20 protein-coding genes are annotated in these 19,420 nt (G+C 72.7%); 6 read left to right on the forward strand and 14 right to left on the reverse strand.

All coding sequences use genetic code 11. The annotated features are described in order from the left end of the window. Nucleotides 1–3 precede the first annotated feature (3 nt). From K7854_RS15095 to K7854_RS15115, 5 genes are all read right to left on the reverse strand, one after another. Nucleotides 4–174: a hypothetical protein gene (locus tag K7854_RS15095; protein WP_016325678.1), complete on the reverse strand. Its 171-nt coding sequence runs from the start codon at nt 172–174 to the stop codon at nt 4–6. A gap of 43 nt (nt 175–217) precedes the next feature. Beyond that, the gene (locus K7854_RS15100) at nt 218–1,168 is read right to left on the reverse strand and encodes a cytochrome c oxidase assembly protein (RefSeq protein ID WP_226027002.1); all 951 of its coding nucleotides are present in this window, start codon (nt 1,166–1,168) and stop codon (nt 218–220) included. Nucleotides 1,169–1,368: 200 nt separating this feature from the next. After that, on the reverse strand, nt 1,369–2,394 hold the full coding sequence (locus tag K7854_RS15105) for a 6-phosphofructokinase (protein ID WP_226027003.1): 1,026 nt from the start codon (nt 2,392–2,394) through the stop codon (nt 1,369–1,371). Nucleotides 2,395–2,560: 166 nt separating this feature from the next. Further along, nucleotides 2,561–3,289 (reverse strand): type 1 glutamine amidotransferase, encoded by a 729-nt coding sequence (locus tag K7854_RS15110; RefSeq protein WP_226027004.1) that lies wholly within the window; start codon nt 3,287–3,289, stop codon nt 2,561–2,563. Between the two features lie 23 nt (nt 3,290–3,312). Continuing rightward, a complete protein-coding gene (locus K7854_RS15115; RefSeq protein ID WP_226027005.1) occupies nt 3,313–4,551 on the reverse strand; it encodes a Mur ligase family protein in 1,239 nt (412 codons plus the stop codon). Between the two features lie 178 nt (nt 4,552–4,729). Here K7854_RS15115 and def point away from each other — a divergent pair, with 178 nt between their 5' ends. Then, nucleotides 4,730–5,269, forward strand: coding sequence for a peptide deformylase (gene def, locus K7854_RS15120; protein WP_226027006.1), 540 nt, complete (start codon nt 4,730–4,732; stop codon nt 5,267–5,269). A 57-nt stretch (nt 5,270–5,326) separates the two neighbouring features. Here the strand turns inward: def and K7854_RS15125 are convergent, their stop codons facing one another. Continuing rightward, nucleotides 5,327–5,983 carry a TetR/AcrR family transcriptional regulator gene (locus K7854_RS15125; protein WP_226027007.1) on the reverse strand — a complete coding sequence of 219 codons (657 nt, stop codon included), beginning with the start codon at nt 5,981–5,983 and terminating at the stop codon, nt 5,327–5,329. A 170-nt stretch (nt 5,984–6,153) separates the two neighbouring features. Between K7854_RS15125 and K7854_RS15130 the strand changes: the two genes are divergently transcribed. Further along, entirely contained in the window at nt 6,154–7,380 is a 1,227-nt protein-coding gene (locus K7854_RS15130; protein WP_226027008.1) for an acyl-CoA dehydrogenase family protein, read from the forward strand. 79 nt (nt 7,381–7,459) lie between these two features. Here K7854_RS15130 and K7854_RS15135 read toward each other — a convergent pair whose 3' ends face one another. The 8 genes from K7854_RS15135 to K7854_RS15170 form a co-directional block, all read right to left on the reverse strand. Beyond that, nucleotides 7,460–7,993: a cupin domain-containing protein gene (locus K7854_RS15135; RefSeq protein ID WP_226027009.1), complete on the reverse strand. Its 534-nt coding sequence runs from the start codon at nt 7,991–7,993 to the stop codon at nt 7,460–7,462. Further along, nucleotides 7,990–9,189, reverse strand: coding sequence for a cytochrome P450 (locus K7854_RS15140; RefSeq protein ID WP_264087331.1), 1,200 nt, complete (start codon nt 9,187–9,189; stop codon nt 7,990–7,992). Before K7854_RS15140 ends, K7854_RS15135 begins: the two co-directional genes overlap by 4 nt. Before the next feature lie 11 nt (nt 9,190–9,200). Beyond that, on the reverse strand, nt 9,201–10,403 hold the full coding sequence (locus K7854_RS15145) for a type III polyketide synthase (protein ID WP_226027011.1): 1,203 nt from the start codon (nt 10,401–10,403) through the stop codon (nt 9,201–9,203). 90 nt (nt 10,404–10,493) lie between these two features. Continuing rightward, on the reverse strand, nt 10,494–10,730 hold the full coding sequence (locus tag K7854_RS15150; RefSeq protein WP_161376315.1) for a DUF6213 family protein: 237 nt from the start codon (nt 10,728–10,730) through the stop codon (nt 10,494–10,496). Between the two features lie 25 nt (nt 10,731–10,755). Next, nucleotides 10,756–12,141: an NADP-dependent succinic semialdehyde dehydrogenase gene (locus K7854_RS15155; RefSeq protein ID WP_226027012.1), complete on the reverse strand. Its 1,386-nt coding sequence runs from the start codon at nt 12,139–12,141 to the stop codon at nt 10,756–10,758. A gap of 114 nt (nt 12,142–12,255) precedes the next feature. After that, a complete protein-coding gene (locus K7854_RS15160; protein ID WP_226027013.1) occupies nt 12,256–12,717 on the reverse strand; it encodes an NUDIX hydrolase in 462 nt (153 codons plus the stop codon). Next, entirely contained in the window at nt 12,714–14,252 is a 1,539-nt protein-coding gene (locus K7854_RS15165) for an ATP-dependent DNA ligase (protein ID WP_226027014.1), read from the reverse strand. Before K7854_RS15165 ends, K7854_RS15160 begins: the two co-directional genes overlap by 4 nt. Before the next feature lie 125 nt (nt 14,253–14,377). Further along, on the reverse strand, nt 14,378–15,343 hold the full coding sequence (locus K7854_RS15170; RefSeq protein ID WP_226027015.1) for an NAD(P)/FAD-dependent oxidoreductase: 966 nt from the start codon (nt 15,341–15,343) through the stop codon (nt 14,378–14,380). 77 nt (nt 15,344–15,420) lie between these two features. On the opposite strand from K7854_RS15170, the gene K7854_RS15175 reads away from it, so the two are divergent. From K7854_RS15175 to K7854_RS15190, 4 genes are all read left to right on the forward strand, one after another. Then, nucleotides 15,421–15,996, forward strand: coding sequence for a helix-turn-helix domain-containing protein (locus K7854_RS15175; RefSeq protein ID WP_226027016.1), 576 nt, complete (start codon nt 15,421–15,423; stop codon nt 15,994–15,996). A gap of 123 nt (nt 15,997–16,119) precedes the next feature. Continuing rightward, nucleotides 16,120–17,100: an NADPH:quinone oxidoreductase family protein gene (locus tag K7854_RS15180; RefSeq protein ID WP_226027017.1), complete on the forward strand. Its 981-nt coding sequence runs from the start codon at nt 16,120–16,122 to the stop codon at nt 17,098–17,100. After that, nucleotides 17,097–18,278: an acyl-CoA dehydrogenase gene (locus K7854_RS15185; protein WP_226027018.1), complete on the forward strand. Its 1,182-nt coding sequence runs from the start codon at nt 17,097–17,099 to the stop codon at nt 18,276–18,278. The genes K7854_RS15180 and K7854_RS15185 overlap by 4 nt, the downstream gene beginning before the upstream one ends. Further along, nucleotides 18,275–19,363, forward strand: a complete 1,089-nt coding sequence (locus tag K7854_RS15190) for an acyl-CoA dehydrogenase family protein (RefSeq protein ID WP_226027019.1) — start codon at nt 18,275–18,277, stop codon at nt 19,361–19,363. The genes K7854_RS15185 and K7854_RS15190 overlap by 4 nt, the downstream gene beginning before the upstream one ends. Nucleotides 19,364–19,420: the final 57 nt, after the last annotated feature.

Here is a 19,420-nt window from a genome sequence, read left to right on the forward strand (position 1 = left end):
GGCTCAGGCGCTGCGGGTGGCCACCAGCCCCAGGGTGATCAGACCGAGCACGACCCAGCCGAACCACAGCCAGCCGTTGCTCCCGAGGGCCACCGTGTACGCCGTCACCGCGACGAGGCCGCCGATGGTGAGCGCCCCCATCGTCTTCGTCGAACTGTCCGTGGAACCGGGCATCGCAACACCCTCCTCGTGTCCGTTGCCCTCCATGGTGCCCCGTTCAGCCGCCGCGTGTGTTCAGTGAGGCGAGGTAGGCGTTGTAGGCCGCGAGTTCCTTGTCGCCGTCGCGGTCGGCGGCCCGGTCGCTGCGCCGGGCCCGGCGCTCCTCGGAGGCGTACCACTGGAAGAGCAGCGCGAGCAGCACCAGGACGGACGGGACCTCGCTGAAGGCCCAGGCGATGCCACCGGCCGCGTTCTGGTCGGAGAGGGCGTCGATGCCGAGCGAGGCGGGCGGGTTCTTGAACGTCTCCACCATCGGGGAGGAGGCCATCATCAGCGCGATGCCGAAGAACGCGTGGAACGGCATGCCCGCGAACAGCTCCAGCATCCGCATCAGGTAACCGGGCCGGTGCGGGCCGGGGTCCACGCCCATGATCGGCCAGAAGAACACCAGGCCGACGGCGAGGAAGTGCACCATCATCCCGATGTGACCGGCCTGGGAGCCCATCAGGGTGTCGAACAGGGGGGTGAAGTACAGGGCGTACAGGCTCGCGATGAACAGCGGGATGGTGAACGCCGGGTGCGTGATGATCCGCATGTAGCGGCTGTGCAGCAGCATCAGCAGCAGCTCGCGGGGCCCCTTGCGGCCGCGGCCCGCCGGGGGCAGGGCGCGCAGGGCCAGCGTGATCGGCGCGCCGAGCAGCAGCAGGATGGGCGACACCATGCTGATCACCATGTGCTGGACCATGTGCACGCTGAACATGACCATGCCGTAGTCGTTCAGCTTGGTGCACATCATCAGGGCGACGCTCAGCACACCGGCCACGAAGGCCGCGGTCCGGCCGACCGGCCACTTGTCACCGCGCCGCACCAGACGGACGACGGCCCAGCCGTACAGCGCCAGCCCCAGCAGGCAGGCGACGAGGAAGAAGGGATCCGCCGACCAGGCGAGGCCTCGCCCCAGCGTGAACGGCGGCAGATCCATCGTCATGCCGTGCCCGCTGTGATCCATCCGCCCGCTCCTGTTTCGTGGGGGTTGAGCGCGGTTGAACGCCGCTTGTCCGAAGCAAGCGTAGAACCGCCCCCGGTAGCATTCTTCACCGGGGGCGGTACAGCGCCCCGTCAGGGGCGCGGGGAACTGCGCGATCAACCACAACGAACCCGCAGTCCGCGAAGAACCGGTGGACCCGAGTCCTTATCGGCCCCGCGAACTCACAGAACGCACTCCGCCTCCGCGTACCGCGCGTCCGGCACCGTCTTCAACGACTCCACCGCGTCGGCCAGCGACACCATCTCGATGTCCGTCCCGCGCAGGGCCGTCATCTTCCCGAACTCCCCGCGGTGCACCGCCTCCACCGCGTGCCACCCGAACCGCGTCGCCAGCACCCGGTCGTACGCCGTCGGCGTCCCGCCGCGCTGCACGTGCCCGAGTATCACCGGCCGGGCCTCCTTGCCGAGCCGTTCCTCCAGCTCGACGGAGAGCTGGCGGGCGATGCCGGCGAAGCGCTCGTGGCCGTAGACGTCCTTGCCGCCCTCGTCGAAGTCCATGGTCCCGGCCTTCGGCTTGGCGCCCTCCGCGGCCACCACGATCGCGAACCGCTTGCCCGCGGAGAAGCGCTCGCCGACCTTCGCGGTCAGCTCCTCGATGTCGAAGGGCCGCTCCGGGACGACGACCGCGTGCGCGCCGGCCGCCATGCCCGAGTGCAGCGCGATCCAGCCGGTGTGCCGGCCCATGACCTCGACGATCAGCACCCGCTGGTGCGACTCGGCGGTGGTCTTCAGCCGGTCCAGGGCCTCGGTGGCGACGGTCACGGCGGTGTCGAAGCCGAAGGTGACGTCGGTGACCGCTATGTCGTTGTCGATGGTCTTCGGCACGCCCACGATCGGCAGGCCGTTGTCGGACAGCAGCCGGGCCGCCTTGAGCGTGCCCTCGCCGCCGATCGGGATGATCGCGTCGAGGCCCAGCTCCTCGACGTGGCCGCGGGCGCGCTCCACGCCGTCCCGCAGGTGCTCGGGGCGGACCCGGGAGGAGCCGAGGATGGTGCCGCCGCGGGCCAGGATGCCGCCGACCGCGTCCAGGTCGAGCTTGAGGTAGTCGCACTCCAGGAGGCCCTTCCAGCCGTCCCGGAAACCGATGACCTCGTCGCCGTGGTCGACGACGGCGCGGTGCACGACGGACCGGATGACGGCGTTCAGGCCGGGGCAGTCGCCGCCGGACGTGAGGACACCAATGCGCATAGCCCGAAATACCTTCTCAACGTGGCACGGGTCCGGACCGCGCTGTCCGGCTCGATCCCCGCCACCCTAGCGGTACGAGGGGGCGGGGCCGAACCACGCGTCCGCCTACTGGACGCACCCGCTCACCTGTGCGGATGCCTCATCAGACGGGTCCCGGGGGAGGGGCTCAGGCGGGCTGCTGCGCCGCCGCGATGCGCTCGTTGCGCAGCGCCTCGTACCAGCGGTCGTCGGTCGGCGGCAGCGCGTTCACGTCGAGGGCCAGCTTGAGCAGCAGGTCCGCGATCTGCGGGTTGCGCGCCAGCACGGGGCCGTGCATGTACGTGCCGAAGACGGTGTCGTTGTACGCGCCCTCGGTGCCGTCCCCGGTGCCGTTGCCGTTGCCGAAGCGGACCTGGGCGAGCGGGCGGGCGCCCGGCCCGACGTGGGTGACGCCCTGGTGGTTCTCGAAGCCGGTCAGCGGCGGCAGGCCGAGGCGCGGGTCGATGTCGCCGAGGACGTCGCCGACGCACCGGGCGCCGTCGCCGCGGGTGGAGACCACGTCGAGCAGGCCGAGGCCCGGCTCGCGCTGGCCGAGGTCGTTGATGAACTCGTGGCCCAGGATCTGGTAGCCGGCGCAGACCGAGAAGACGATCGCGCCGTTCTCCACCGCCCGGTACAGGCCGCCGTCCCGGCGCAGCCGCTCGGCCGCGAGCCGCTGCGGCCGGTCCTCACCGCCGCCGATCAGGTAGATGTCGCCGGAGGTAGGGATCGGCTGGTCGCTGCGCACGTCGAGCCGGGCCACGTCGAGGCCGCGCTGGCGGGCCCGGCGCTCCACGACGAGGGCGTTGCCCTGGTCGCCGTAGGTGCTGAGCAGGTCCGGGTAGATCCAGACGATCCGCAGTTGGTTGTCGCTCACGAAAATCCCCTGAAGTTGCGCGGTCAGTTGCCGACGCGGCGGCGCAGGTCCTGGAAGGCGGTGTAGTTGGCGATGACCTCGATGCGTCCCGGCGGGCACAGCTGCACCGCCTGGTCGAGGTCCTCGCACACCTGGAACTGCTGGTTGGCGACCTCGAGGCGCACCGCGAGGTCCAGCTTCCGGTCGCCGATCACACAGATCGGGTGGCCGGTCAGCCGGGTGTAGTCCACGTCCCACAGCCAGGAGGTGTCGGTGCCGTCGGCGCCGCGCGCGTTCACCGAGAGGATCACCGGGGCCGGCGCCGGGTCGATCAGGGAGAAGGTCTCCAGCCAGCCCGCCGGGTTCTTGGCGAGCAGCAGGCGCAGGTCGCGGCCCTGGAACTGGACCACGTCGTAGCGCCCGGCGACCGCTTGCACCTGGTACATGCGCTCCAGGGCGACCTGCGGCGGCACCCCGAAGACGGCGGCGACGGCGGCGGAGGAGGCGGCGTTGGCCTTGTTGGCGCGGCCCGGCAGCTGGAGGTGGATCGGCCAGGCGGAGCCGTGCGGGTCGAGCACGTGGTCGCCGGACAGGGCCCAGCTCGGCGTGGGACGGCGGAAGCCGCACTCGCCGCAGAACCAGTCGTCGCCGGGGCGCTGCATCACACCGCCGCAGGACGGGCAGGACCAGGCGTCGTCCTTCCACATCTGGCCCGCGGCGACCCAGATCACGTTGGGGGAGGAGGAGGCGGCCCACACCACCAGCGGGTCGTCGGCGTTGGCGACGACCACGGCCTTGGAGCCGGCCAGGCCCTCGCGCCAGTTCTCGGCGAGCATCCGGGTCTCGGCGGCGCGGTCGAGCTGGTCGCGGGAGAGGTTCAGGAGCGCGATGCACTTGGGCTCGGTGGCCTGGGCGACGCCCACCAGGTACTTCTCGTCGACCTCGATGACCCCGTACCGGGCCTCGGAGCCGCCCGCGAGGGCCGAGGTGATGCCGGCCGGCATGTTGGCGCCGAGCGCGTTGGAGACGACCGGACCGGCCGCCTTGAGCGCCTCGGCGATGAGCCGGGTGGTGGTGGTCTTGCCGTTGGTCGCCGAGACCAGGGTCACGTCCAGGTGCTGGGCGAGCCGGTGCAGGAGGTCGGGGTCGAGTTTCAGCGCGACCCGGCCGCCGATCACCGAACCGCTGCCGCGCCCCGCGGCGCGCGATGCCGCCGCGACCGCCTTGCCCGCGGTCACGGCGATCTTGGCCCGCGGCGTGAGCGGGTCCGAGTTGCCTGCCATCAGTTCTCGATCCTCCTTGCCGTACGCGCCGCGCCTGAAGCCTGTGAAGCCTGACGGCCACGTGGTGTGGACCTCAGCCTATCGAGATCCATTCGCACTCCCGAATCGCGGCACCGGCCACCGGTTCCGGCGGTGGGCGCGCGCCGCCGGGCGACACAGGGACCTTACTCTGGCCGCCATGCGACAAGGCCCCATCCCGGGCGCCCACGGGCGCGTCCGTCCCCTCAGCCTCCTCGGCGACCCCGTCCTGCACGCTCCCGGCGCGGAGGTGACGGACTTCGGCCCGGAACTCGCGGCGCTGGTGGAGGACTTGTTCGCGACCATGTACGCCGCCCACGGCGTGGGCCTGGCCGCGAACCAGGTCGGCGAGGCGCTGCGCGTCTTCGTGTACGACTGCCCGGACGACGAGGACGAGCGGCACCTCGGGCACCTGGTGAACCCCCGGCTGGTGGAGGCCGGCGGGGTGGTGGTGCGGGGGCCGGAGGGCTGTCTGTCGCTGCCGGGACTGGAGGCGGGGACCGAGCGGCACGACGAGGCGGTGGTGACGGGCTTCACGGTGACCGGTGCGCCGGTCACCGTACGCGGGACGGGCTTCTTCGCCCGGTGCCTCCAGCACGAGTGCGACCACCTGGAGGGGCGGGTCTACGCTGATCGCCTGACCGGCCGGCGCCACCGGAAGCTGATGCGCCAGGTGGCGCGGGCGTCCTGGCACCGCTGAGCGCCCCCGCCGGCGACGACCGGGGCGCGGTGACCGGTGGGGCGGCGACCGGGCAGGTCAGAACCCCGGGCCGCCCGCCTTGTCGCCGGCCTCGGCGAGCCGGCCCCACAGCAGGTCGGCCAGGGCACGGACCAACTCCTCCCGGGAGCAGGGCCGTTCGCCCAGCCACCAGTCCCCGGCGGCGTGCATCATGCCGACGATGCCGTGCCCCCAGACCCGGGCCAGCTGCTGGGTGCCCGGCCCGACGTCGAGCCGCTCCTCGATGACCTGGGCCAGCTCCTCGCCCATCCGGCGCAGCAGCGGCGCCGAGTGCCTGCCGACGTCGAAGCCCTGCTCGGACTGGTCGCCCGGGGTGCCGGCGCCCTCCGCCGGATGCATCAGGAACCGGTACACCTGCGGGCGGGCCTCGATGGCCGCCAGATAGGTGTCCAGGGTGGACTCGACGCGCTGCCGCCGCTGGGCCGGGGCGTCCAGCGCGGCCCGCAGCGAGGCGAGGAGGGCGTCCGTGTGCCGGACGGCGAGGGCGGCGTAGAGTCCGCCCTTGTCGCCGAAGTGCCGGTACAGGATCGGCTTGGTGATGCCGGCCTCGGCGGCGATGGCGTTCATCGAGGCGTGCGGACCGTCGCGCAGCACCACCCGGTCGGCGGCCTCGAGCAGCTCGCGCCGTCTGCGGTCGGCGGACGTCTGCTGATCGGTCCGCTGCGTGGTGTTCATGTGCTCTCCCCACCCGTGCTGTTTCGGTGACGCCTGCGCAAAGTAACACTCACAGGGCGCGTGACATCGAACGGGAGGGCGAGGGGGACCCGGGAGTTGACTTTTCCTACCCGCCGGTAACAGACTCGGGGTTACCGCAAGTAACATGCATGGGCGTCACTGGAGGGGACATGGCCGAGTTCACCATGGAGCTGAGCGACGAACAGAAGGAGGTCCGGGACTGGCTGCACGGCTTCGCGGCCGACGTCATCCGCCCCGCCGCCGCCGAATGGGACGAGCGCGAGGAGACCCCCTGGCCGGTGATCCAGGAGGCCGCCAAGGTCGGCATCTACTCCCTCGACTTCTACGCCCAGCAGTACTTCGACCCCACCGGCCTCGGCATCCCGATGGCGATGGAGGAGCTGTTCTGGGGCGACGCGGGCATCGCCCTGTCGATCGTCGGCACCGGCCTCGCCGCCGTCGGCGTCCTCGCCAACGGCACCGAGGAGCAGATCGGCACCTGGATCCCCCAGATGTACGGCGACGCCAGCGACGTCAAGGTCGCCGCCTTCTGCTCCTCGGAGCCCGACGCCGGCTCCGACGTCGCCTCCATGCGCACCCGCGCCGTCTACGACGAGGCCAAGGACGAGTGGGTGCTCAACGGCACCAAGACCTGGGCGACCAACGGCGGCATCGCCAACGTCCACGTCGTCGTCGCGGTCGTCGACCCGGAGCTGGGCTCCAAGGGCCACGCCTCCTTCATCGTGCCGCCGAACACCCCGGGGCTGTCCCAGGGCCAGAAGTTCAAGAAGCACGGCATCCGCGCCTCGCACACCGCCGAGGTCGTCCTCGACAACGTGCGGGTGCCCGGCTCCTGCCTGCTCGGCGGCAAGGAGAAGCTGGACGCCCGCCTCGCCCGCGCCCGGGAGAAGGCCAAGCAGGGCGGCGAGCGCGTGAAGAACGCGGCGATGGCCACCTTCGAGGCGTCCCGCCCGGCGGTCGGCGCGATGGCGGTGGGCACCGCGCGCGCCGCGTACGAGGTGGCGCTGGAGTACGCGCAGACCCGGGAGCAGTTCGGGCGCCCGATCATCGACAACCAGGGCGTCGCCTTCCAGCTCGCCGACATGCGCACGTCCATCGACGCGGCGCGGCTGCTGGTGTGGCGGGCTTCCTGGATGGCCATCAACGGCAAGCCGTTCACGGCGGCCGAGGGCTCGATGTCCAAGCTGTTCGCGAGTGAGACCGCGAAGAAGGTGACCGCCCAGGCGGTCCAGATCCTGGGCGGCAACGGCTACACGCGGGAGTACCCGGTGGAGCGGATGCACCGCGACTCCGCGATCTACACGATCTTCGAGGGCACGAGTGAGATCCAGCGGCTGGTGATCGCGCGGACGCTGGCGGGGATGCCGATCCGGTGAGCGCCGTTTCGGATGCTGTGCGACGCCGGGTGCTGGTCCGTCGTGGCTGGTCGCGCAGTTCCCCGCGCCCCTGGGTGTCTCACCCGTGCCTGAGCGGAGTCAGTTGCTCGATGTCGTACTTGGCCCTGAGAGCCTCGATCGCCTCGTGGTCCGGGGGGCCGCCGGCGCCGAGGATCTCCAGCAGTTCCTCGAAGTAGCGCTCGTGGTCCGGGGGCGGGCTGGCCTGGAAGAACATCTTGGCCGGCTCGCCCGTCGGGTTCGCGAAGGCGTGCGGGCAGCCGGGGGGCACGACGATGACCGTGCCCGGGGTGGCGCGCACCACCCGGTTGCCCGAACTCGACTCCCACCTGCGCCAGCTGTCCGGCGTACGGACCCTCGGCTCGAAGGCGAGCACGTCCAGCTCGCCCTCCAGCACGTAGAACAGCTCCTCGCTGCGGGTGTGCACATGGGCGCCCACGTCGAAGCCCGGCGGCACGATGACCTCGAAGGTGGAGGCCATGCGCGAGTGCGAACCGGTCACCTTGAAGGTCACGTGCTGGGCCGGCGCCTGCACCACCCGGCCCTGGCCCGGCGGCACCAGCAGGCCCTCGGTCGCCGCGGCGAGCCCGCTCACCAGGTCACCGGGAGGGCCTCGGGCCCGCGGATCAGCGCGCCCTTCTTGAAGGGCACGTCCTCGGGCGCCACCGCGAGCTTCAGCCCGGGCACCCGGTCCAGGACCGCGCCGACGAGCAGCTCCGACTCCAGCCGGGCCAGCATGCCGCCGGGGCAGTAGTGCGGGCCGAAGCCGAAGGCCACGTGCGGGTTGGGGGAGCGCTCGAAGTCGATGGTGTCCGGGTCGGGGAAGACCTCCGGGTCGCGGTTGGCCGCCAGGTAGGACACGTAGACCGCGTCGCCCGCGCGGATCCGCACGCCCCTGATCTCCACGTCCTCCAGCGCGATCCGGGACAGCCCCACGGCGTTGCGGTGCGGGATCCAGCGCAGCAGCTCGTCGATGGCCCGCGGACGCAGCGCCGGTTCGGAGCGCAGCCGTTCGGCCAGCTCCGGGCGGGTCAGCAGCAGGTGGAACATCTGCCCGCTGTTGTTGGTGACCGCCTCGCCGCCGATCTGCAGCAGCACCGCGAGCCCGACCGCCTCCTCCAGCGTGATCTCGTCCCGGCCCACGGCGGCACCCAGCAGCGAGGTGACGTCCTCGCCGGTGCTGTCCGACCGGAGCCCGATGAGATCCGAGAAGTAGGCGTTCATCTCGTTCTTGGCCCGTTCGCTGACCTCGGCGCCGTGCGAGGAGGACAGGATCAGCTGGGTCCAGGTGTGCATGGCGTGCCGGTCGGTGGCCGGCACGCCCATCAGCTCGCAGATCACCGCGATGGGGAAGGGGCTCAGCACCGCCTCGGTGAGGTCGGCGGGCGGCCCGGCCTTCAGCATGGCGCCGACCAGTTCGTCGAGCATGCCGCGGGAGCGCTCGCGCACCCGCTCCACGCCCCGCGCGGTGAAGGCCGCGGCCACCGAGCGGCGCAGCCGGGTGTGGTCGGGCGGGTCCAGGAAGCCGACCGCGCCGCGCGCCGGGATGAAGTGCGGGGCCAGCCGGGTGACCTGCCGGTCCATGACGGCCTCGCGGCCGAACCGGGGGTCGTTGGTGACCATGCGCACGTCGTCGTGGCGGGTCACCAGCCAGGCCCAGCCCTCGCCGTTGGGCAGCGAGATCCGGGTCACGGGGCCCTCGCGCATCAACTCGGTCAGCACCGGGTCGAAGTCGCTGCCGGGCAGGTCGACGGCCGGCCAGTCCCGTACGGGCGGCGCGGCCGGGGACATCGTCTCTTCGCTCACGTCTGCCTCACACTCCGTGTCACGTCTCGCGGCACCGCCCGCGTCATGTCGTCCCGTACGCCGCGCCGCACGTCCGCGGTCTGCCAGCAGCCCAGGGACATCTCCGCGGTGATGCCGGGGCCGAAGCCGGCCAGCAGCCCGCGCGCCCCGTCGGTGGCGCCGCCCTCGTCGAAAAGCCGCCGCAGCGCGTCCAGGACGACGGCGCTGGCGATGTTGCCGTACTCGGTGAGCGTCGCCCGGCTGAACCGGAAGGCGTGCGGGTCCACCTGGAGGAACTTGCTGAGATCGTCCAGGATCCGGGGACCGCCGGCGTGCACGATGTAGAAGTCCAGGTCGGAGGCGTCCCAACCGTGCTCGCCCGCCAGGCCCTTGAGCGCCGGCGCGAGCGGCTCCATGGTGGCCGGCACCCGCTTGTCCAGCAGGAAGTGGAAGCCGGTCGCCTTCACGTCGTACATGATCCACTCCTCCGTCTTGGGGATCAGGTACGAACCGTTGCGCTCCAGGCGCACCCCGGTGCCCCCCTGGCCGCGGACCACCGCGGCGGCGATGCCGTCGCCGAAGAGGCCGTTGCAGAGCAGCGAGCCCACGCCGAGGTCGGTCGGCTGGTAGCACAGTGAGCAGAACTCGCAGGCCACGATGAGCGCGTTGGCCTCGGGATAGGCGGTGCAGAAGTCGTGGGCGCGGTTGATCGCCGCACCGCCGGCCGCGCAGCCCAGCTGGGCGATGGGTATCTGGCGGGTGGTGCTGTCGAAGCCCATCTCGTTGATCAGCCACGCCGTGAGCGAGGGCATCATGAAGCCCGTGCACGACACGTAGATGATCACGTCGATGTCGGTGGTGAGCAGCTCCGCGTCGTCCAGGGCCCGCTGGACGACGGCCGGGACACGGGATTTCGCCTCCCGCTCGTAGACCTTGTTGCGGTCCTCGAAACCCGGGTGCTTCAGGGTCTCCTCGATGGGCTGCACGATGTGCCGGGTGCGGACCCCGGTGTTCTCTATCAGCCGGAGCGCGAGCGGCAGTTGAGGATGGTCGGTGTGGCGCCGGCGCGCCAGCTCCAGCGTCTCCTCCATCGTGATCACGTGCTCCGGGACGGACACCGAGGGTCTGCACAAAGTCGCCATGAACCGTGCCTGCTTTCGCCTCGCGGAAGGCTCTCGCCCCCCGGCCGGAAAGTGGTGCACCTTTTCAGGGGTGCCCATCCACGATCACTCAGCGGAGCGGTGATCTCTCGCCGGGTTACTCCGTCTCGGGGACAGCGGGGACGGCGTCGGCAGCGGGGACCGGCGTTGTCAGGAGGTGCGGCCGCTGCTGTGGGCGATGCACGCCACGTCGATCCGGTCGGCCAGCTTGGCCAGCTCGATGGTGAGGGCCGCGACCGTGTCCTCGTCCAGGCTCTCCTCGCCGGTCTCCACCAGCCGCAGCCACCGACCGCCGACCGTGCGCAGCAGCTTGCTCACGTCGGACGCGGCGACCTGGAGCGTGCCGCGGTCGTCGACGATCAGAGGCAGGGTCACTTCGCGGTTCACAAAGGGGATCGTAGTCGCGGAAGGCTCACGCTCCGTGCCATACGGTGGTGATGTTGCAGAACTCGCGGATTCCGTGCCCGGACAGCTCACGCCCGTAGCCCGACCGCTTGACCCCGCCGAACGGGAACGCCGGATGGGACGCCGTCATCCCGTTGACGTACACGCCGCCGGCCTCCAGGTCCCGGACGAAGCGGTCCACGTCCGCGTCGTCGCGGGTCCACACGTTGGAACTGAGCCCGAAGTCGGTGTCGTTGGCGATCAGCACCGCCTCGTCCAGGTCGGCCGCCCGGTAGAGCGTGGCGACCGGGCCGAAGGCCTCCTCGCGGTGGATGCGCATCTCGCGGGTGACGCCGGCCAGGACGGTCGGCGGGTAGTACCAGCCCGGCCCGTCCGGGCGTTCGCCGCCGCACAGCACGCTCGCGCCGTCGCGCACCGCGTCGTCGACCAGCTCCACCAGGTCGTTCAGACCCTGCTCGCTGGAGAGGGGGCCGACCTCGGTCTCCTCGTCCATCGGGTCGCCGACCCTGAGCGCCCGCATGCCCTCCGCGAAGCGCTCGGCGAAGGCGTCGTACACGTCCGTGTGCACGATGAACCGCTTGGCGGCGATGCACGACTGCCCGGCGTTCTGGGTGCGCGCGGTCACCGCCACCGCCGCGGCCCGCTCGACGTCGGCGGACGGCATGACGACGAACGGGTCGCTGCCGCCCAGTTCCAGCACCGTCTTCTTGATCATCTCCCCGGCGGTGGAGGCCACCGCGCGGCCGGCCGGCTCGCTGCCGGTGAGGGTGGCGGCCCGCACCCGCTCGTCGCGCAGGATGTCGTCGACCTGGGCGGAACCGATGAGCAGGGTCTGGAAGCAGCCCTCGGGGAAGCCCGCCCGGTGGAACAGGTCCTCCAGGTACAGGGCGGTCTGCGGCACGTTCGAGGCGTGCTTGAGCAGCCCGACGTTGCCGGCCATCAGCGCGGGCGCCGCGAACCTGATCACCTGCCACAGCGGGAAGTTCCACGGCATCACCGCGAGCACCGGGCCCAGCGGCCGGTAGCGGACCAGGGCCCGGGAGGCGCCGGAGTCCTTCACGTCGGCGTCGGCGGGCTCCTCGTCGGCCAGCAGCTCGGCCGCGTGGTCGGCGTACCAGCGCATCGCCTTGGCGCACTTGGCCGCCTCCGCGCGGGCCTGCTTGACCGGCTTGCCCATCTCCGTGGTGATGACCTTGCCGATCTCCTTCTGGTCCGCCTCCAGGAGGTCGGCGGCCCGGCGCATCAGCCCGGCCCGCTCGTAGAACCCCGTGGTCCGGTAGGTGCGGAAGGTGGCCTCCGCGAGCTCGATCCGGCGCTCGATCTCCTCCTCGCCCATGGCCTCGTACGTCCTGAGCGTCTCGCCGTTCGCCGGGTTCACCGTCGCGATGGGCATGGCCGACCTCCCTGGGTGCCTTCGTGCTTCGACCTTGGCGCGCGGCGCGGGGTGCCGCAACGCGGGCGGCCGCGTCGTTCCTCGTGGTGCCTCGTGGTTCCTCGTGGCGTCTCGTCAGTGCGAGTGCTCAGCCAGCCGGTCGAGAAACGCGGACTGCGCCTTCACGATCACCTCGCGGGCCCGGTCGAGGCCGAACCACGCCACCCGGTCCAGCTCGGGGAACTCCTGCATCCGCCCCGACCTCGGCGGCCACTCCATGCGGAAGGTGCCGGGGACGACCGCCGCCGGATCGAGGTCCGCCTCGACGGCCCAGACGGTGACGACCTTCCCGCCCGCCTGCCGCACCTCGCCGAGCGGCACGGCCTCGCCCTCGGGCGGCGGCAGCCCCAGCTCCTCCCGGAACTCGCGCCGGGCCGCCTCCCACGCCGGTTCCGCCGGGTCGTACTCGCCCTTGGGGACGGTCCACGCCCCGGCGTCCCGGCGGGTGTAGAACGGACCGCCCATGTGGCCCAGGAGCACCTGGACCTCCCCGTCCGGACCGCGCCGGTGCAGCAGCAGGCCCGCGCTGCGCCTCACGGGGCCACGCCGGGGTGGGCGGCGAGCAGGGTGTCCACGGTGTCCGCGTCCTCGGGGCGCTTGTCCTCGCGGTAGCGGACCACGCGGGCGAAGCGCAGCGTGACGCCGGCCGGGTAGCGGGTGGAGCGCTGGAGGCCGTCGTAGGCGATCTCGACGACGAGTTCGGGCCGTACGGTCACGCCCCAGGGGTGCTCCTCGACGGCCAGCTCCTCGAGGCGCCCGGTCTGCCAGGCCAGCAGGGCGTCGGTCATGCCCTTGAAGGTCTTGCCGAGCATCGCGAAGGAGCCGTCGGCGGTGCGGGCGCCCAGGTGGAGGTTGGAGAGCCTGCCGGTGCGGCGGCCGTGGCCCCACTCGGCGGCCAGCACCACCAGGTCGAGTGTGTGGACGGGCTTGACCTTCAGCCAGGACGCGCCGCGCCGGCCCGCGCTGTAGGCGGCGTCCAGCCCCTTGACGACGACGCCCTCGTGCCCGCGCTCCAGCGTCCGGGCGAGGAACTCCTCCGCGGCCCCGGTCTCCTCGGGACCGTGCACCAGGGTGCGCCGCACCCGCATCGGCTCGGGGACCAGCCGGGCCAGCTCCGCGTGCCGTTCGGTCAGCGGGAGGTCGAGCAGGTCGCGGCCGTCGACGGAGAGCGCGTCGAAGAACACCGCCGAGACGGGAACCGCCCGCGCCGCCGTGGCCACGTCGGTGCGGGAGCCCACCCGGCCGGCGGTCTCCTGGAAGGAGCGGGGGCGCCCGTCCGCGTCGAGGGAGACGGCCTCGCCGTCCAGGATGAACCGCTCGCCCGGCAGGGCCAGGGCCGCCTCGGTGATCTCGGGGAGCCGTTCGGTGATGTCGTCCAGGGTGCGGGTGTAGACCCGTACGGTGCCGCCGTCCCGGTGCACCTGGACGCGGATGCCGTCCAGCTTCTCCTCCACGGCGGCGGTGCCCAGCTTGCCGACCGCCTCGGCGACCGAGGACGCGCTGTGCGCCAGCATCGGCAGGACGGGTCTGCCGACGGTGAGCCGGAACCGGCCCAGGGCGCCGGGCCCGTCGGCCAGCAGGGCCTCGGCCACCGTCTGCAGCGACCCGGCGAGCATCACCGCGCGCCGGACGTCCGCCGGGGGAGCGTCCGTCGCCGCGGCCAGGCCCTCGACGGCGGCCGCGTCCAGGGCGCCCTGGCGGACCTCTCCGGTGAGCAGCCCGATCAGGAAGCGCTGCTCGTCCTCCGTGGCGGCGCCCATCAGCTCGCCGACCAGCCGGGCCCGCTCGGCCTGGGAACCGCGGCCGGAGACCGCGCCGAGCCGGGTGAGCCGGGCGTCCACGTCCCGCACGGTCAGGGTCGGCCCGGAGGCCGGCGGCACCGGGCGGCTCAGCACCTTCCAGCCGACGCCGATCCGCCCCTGCGGGAGCCGTCCCGCCAGATACGGGATGACGACCGGTACGTCCGCCGCCTCCGCCTCGCGGAACAGCTCCGCGAGCAGGGCGGTCTTGCGGGACCGCGCCGACGTGGCGGCGACCTCCCGGGACACCTGGGCCAACCGGGCCAGCAACATGCAGTCATGGTGCACCGGAACGGCGGGGCGTACACCCCCGCGGGTGCCGCCGGGCCCCGCGGACCCGCATGCCGCGGACGCGGCGCACCGGCGTACGCCCCCCGCCGGGTGCTCCGGGCGGGGCCTCACCCGGCGACGGCCGCGTCCAGGTCCGACATGATCAGATCGCCGACGACCGCCGCCGCGGCGCGGTAGCCGCCGCTCGCCGCGTGCACCACCTGCTCGGCGAAGCCCAGCGCGTTCCCGGCGGTCCACACGCCCGGCACGCTGGTCCGGCCCGTCGGATCCACCACGGGGTAGGAGCCGAACGGCGTCTCCTGCAGCTGGGCCCCCAGCCGCTCCATCAGACCGGTCTGCGGGACGGGCTTCGGGGCGACGAAGACCACCGTGCGGTCGTGCGCCGTGCCGTCCGCCAGCCGCACCCCGGTGAGCCGGTCGTCCTCGACCCGCAGGGCGGCGACCTCGCCGGGCACCACCTTGACCCCGGCCGCGGCGAGCCGCCGCAGCTCGTCGTCGGACAGCTCCTCCTCGGCGACCGTGTGCAGGAAGAGCGTCACGTCGTCCGACCAGCCGGACACCATCAGGGCCTGGTGCACGCTGAGCGGGCTGGTGGCCAGGACGCCGAAGCGCTCGTCGCGGACCTCCCAGCCGTGGCAGAACGGGCAGTGCAGCACGTCCCGGCCGAACCGCTCGGCGACCCCGGGCACGGCGGGCAGCTCGTCCCTGAGCCCGGTGGTGACGATCAGCCGGCGGGCGTGCACGGTCTCCCCGCCGGCCAGCCGTACCGCGAAGTCCTCGTCCCGGGACACGTCCACGGCACGGTCGCGGACCAGCTCCACTCCGTAGCGCGCGATCTCGTCCCGGCCCAGTGCCAGGAACTCGGCCGGGGACATGCCGTCCCGGGTCAGGTAGCCCTGCATGTGGGCCGAGGGCGCGTTGCGCGGCTCACCGGCGTCGACCACCAGGGTGCGCAGCCGTGAGCGGCCCAGGACCAGCGCGGCGGAGAGTCCCGCCGCGCCGCCGCCGACGACCACCACGTCGTAGGTGCCGGTCAGGTCCTTGTTCCGGGTGACGTCCTTGTTCTGGGTCATGGTGACCACCTCCACCCAGAAGGTCGCTCGAACACCGCGGGATTGACAAACCCGTTTGCCGGAACTGCAATAAACGCATGACGACCGCAGACGATGTCCTCGCCGGTGTCGGGCCCAGGCTCCGCCAGGTGCGCAAGGAACGCGAGGTGACCCTGGCGGCGCTGTCCGAGTCGACCGGCATCTCGGTGAGCACCCTGTCGCGGCTGGAGTCGGGCCTGCGCAAGCCGAGCCTCGAACTGCTGCTGCCGATCGCCCAGGCCCACCAGGTCCCGCTGGACGAACTGGTCGGCGCCCCGCGGGTCGGCGACCCCCGGGTGCGCGCCAAGCCCATCGTGCGGCACGGCCGCACCCACTGGCCCCTGACCCGTCAGGCGGGCGGCCTCCAGGCCTTCAAGGTGCTGGAGCCCCAGCGCCGGGAGGAGCCGGACCCGCGCACCCACGAGGGGTACGAGTGGCTCTACGTCCTCTCCGGCCGGCTGCGGCTCGTGCTCGGCGAGCACGACGTGGTGCTGTCGGCGGGGGAGGCCGCCGAGTTCGACACCCGGGTGCCGCACTGGTTCGGGTCGACGGGGGAGGGGCCGGCCGAGTTCCTCAGCCTCTTCGGCCCGCAGGGTGAGCGGATGCATGTACGGGCGCGGCCCGCGCAGGCGTGAGCCGGCGGTCCGTTCCCGGTGCGGTGCTCCGTGATCCTGTGCCCGGGCCTGTTCCCTGATGGGCAAGCGACCGCTTAGTATGCGGGGGACCCGGTCGGACGACGCAGTCGGTGGAGGCCCCGCATGCAGGCATGGCAGGTGCACGAGAACGGCGAGCCGGGCGAGGTGATGCGCCTCGCGGACGTGTCGCCGCCGACGCCGGGCGAGGGCCAGGTCCTGCTGAGGGTCCGCGCCGCGAACATCAACTTCCCGGACGCGCTGATGTGCCGGGGCCAGTACCAGGTCCGGCCGCCGCTGCCGTTCACGCCGGGCGTGGAGATCTGCGGCGAGACCGAGGACGGGCGCCGCGTCCTCGCCAATCCGGCGCTCCCGCACGGCGGCTTCGCCGAGTACGCCCTCGCGGACGCGCGTGCCCTGCTGCCCGCGCCGGACTCCCTCGACGACGCCGAGGCCGCCGCCCTGCACATCGGCTACCAGACCGGCTGGTTCGGCCTGCACCGCCGGGCCCGGCTGCAAGCCGGGGAGACCCTGCTGGTCCACGCCGCCGCGGGCGGCGTCGGGAGCGCCGCCGTGCAGCTCGGCAAGGCGGCCGGCGCCACCGTCGTCGGCGTCGTCGGCGGCCCCGAGAAGGCGGCCGTCGCCCGCGAGCTGGGCTGCGACGTGGTCGTCGACCGGAACGCCGAGGATGTCGTGGCGGCCGTGAAGGAGGCCACCGGCGGCCGGGGCGCCGACGTGGTCTACGACCCGGTCGGCGGCCAGGCCTATGCCCAGTCCGCCAAGGTCGTCGCCTTCGAGGGCCGGATCGTCGTCGTCGGCTTCGCGAGCGGCACGATCCCCAGCCCCGCGCTGAACCACGCGCTGGTGAAGAACTACGCGATCCTCGGCCTGCACTGGGGGCTGTACAACACCAAGAACCCCGAGCTGGTCCGGCACTGCCACGAACAGCTCACCGAACTGGCCGCCCGGGGCGCCGTCAAGCCGCTGGTGAGCGAGCGGGTGACGCTCGACGGGGCGGCGGGCGCCGTGCAGCGGGTCGCCGACGGCAGGACGACCGGCCGGGTGGCCGTCGTACCGGAGATGCACGAGAAGGGAACCGCCGCATGACCGACGCAGCGGAACTGCGCCGCCGTACCCGCGAGTTGCTGGCGGCACACCCGCCGGCCGGCACGGACCGCACGGACTTCCTCCGGGCCCGCTTCGACGCCGGACTCGCCTGGGTGCACTACCCGCAAGGGCTCGGCGGACTCGGTGCGCCGCGCGCCCTCCAGGCCGTGGTGGACGCCGAGTTGGCGGCCGAGGGAGCCCCCGACAACGACCCCCGGCGCATCGGCATCGGCCTCGGCATGGCCGCCCCGACCATCCTCCAGTACGGCACCGAGGAGCAGCAGCGCCGGCTGCTGCGGCCGCTGTGGACCGGCGAGGAGGTCTGGTGCCAGCTCTTCAGCGAACCCGGCGCCGGGTCCGACCTGGCGGCCCTCGGCACCCGCGCGGTACGGGACGGTGAGGACTGGGTGGTCAACGGGCAGAAGGTGTGGACCTCCAGCGCGCACCTCGCCCGCTGGGCCATCCTCATCGCCCGCACCGACCCGGACGTGCCCAAGCACCGGGGCATCACCTACTTCGTGTGCGACATGACCGACCCCGGCGTCGAGGTGCGGCCGCTGCGCCAGATCACCGGCGAGGCCGAGTTCAACGAGGTGTTCCTCACCGACGTCCGCATCCCCGACTCCCGCCGTCTCGGCGAGGTCGGCGACGGCTGGCGGGTCGCGCAGACCACGCTGAACAACGAACGCGTCGCCATCGGCGGCACACCGGTCCCCCGCGAGGGCGGCATGATCGGCAAGCTCGCCGCGACCTGGCGCGAGCGCCCCGAACTGCGCACCCACGACCTGCACCAGCGCCTGCTCGGCCTGTGGGTCGAGGCCGAGGTCGCCCGCCTGACCGGGGTGCGCCTGCGCCAGCAGCTGGCGGCCGGCCAGCCGGGCCCCGAGGGCGCCGGCATGAAGCTGAACTTCGCCCGGCTCAACCAGGAGATCAGCGGACTGGAAGTGGAACTCCTCGGCGAGGAGGGTCTGCTCTACGACGACTGGACCATGCGCCGGCCCGAACTGGTCGACTTCACCGGCCGCGACGCCGGATACCGCTACCTGCGGTCCAAGGGCAACAGCATCGAGGGCGGGACCAGCGAGGTCCTGCTGAACATCGTCGCCGAGCGTGTTCTGGGCCTGCCCGCCGAGCCGCGCACCGACAAGGACGTCGCATGGAAGGACCTCGCCCGATGAGCGCACAGCCCGAACCCGCTCTCCTGCACACGGAGGAGGAAGAGGCGCTGCGCGCCGCCGTCCGGGACCTGCTCACCGACCACTGCGACCCGGCGGGCGTCATCACCCGCACCGAGTCGGCCGCCCCGCACGACGCGGCGCTGTGGAAGAGCCTCGCCGACTCGATGGGCCTGGCGGGCCTGCTGATCCCGGAGGCACTGGGCGGGCAGGGCGCCACCCACCGCGAAGCCGCCGTGGTACTGGAGGAACTGGGCCGGGCGGTCGCACCGGTGCCGTACCTGACGAGCGCCGTCGTCGCCACCGAGGCGCTGCTGGCCTGCGGGGCCGAGGACCTGCTGGGCGAGCTGGCGTCCGCCACGACCGTCGCGGTACTGGCCGTCGGACTGCACGTCGCACCGGGCGCCGCCTTCCCGCGGGTGCGGTACGAAGGGGGAGCGCTGCACGGCGAGTTGACCGGCGTCGCCGACGCCTCCTTCGCCGACGTGCTGCTCGTGCCCGCGGACGACGGCGGCCTGTACGCGGTCCGCGCCGCCGACACGACGGTGACTCCGCAGGTCTCGCTCGACCTCACCCGGCCGCTGGCGCGCGTGACCCTCGACGGCGCTCCGGCGCGTCGCCTCGGTGAGGCGGAGCCCGCGCTGCGCCGGGCCCTGCGGGCCGGTGCCGGGCTGCTCGCCTCCGAACAACTGGGCCTCGCCGACTGGCTGCTGACCGAGACCGTCCGCTACCTCAAGGAACGCAAGCAGTTCAACCGCCAGGTCGGCGGCTTCCAGGCGCTCAAGCACCGGCTCGCCCGGCTGTGGCTGGAGGTGGCGGGCCTGCGCGCCGCCGCCCGCAGTGCGGCCGACGCCCTGGCGACCGGCGCGGACACCGACGTGGCGGTGGCCGTGGCCCAGGCGTACGCGGCCCAGGTCGCCGTGCACGCCGCCGAGGAGGCGCTGCAACTGCACGGCGGCATCGGCATGACCTGGGAACACCCGGTCCACCTGTACCTCAAGCGGGCCAAGGCCGACTCGATCGCGTACGGCGCGACGGGCACCCACCGTGCGGCGCTGGCCGAACTGGTCGACCTGCGGGCCCCCTGACACCCCCGGCCACGCCCGCGGGGCGTCCGGCCCGGGAACCGCTCCGGTGAAGTGAAC

Source organism: Streptomyces hyderabadensis (genome assembly GCF_020404845.1).
Lineage (GTDB): Bacteria > Actinomycetota > Actinomycetes > Streptomycetales > Streptomycetaceae > Streptomyces > Streptomyces hyderabadensis.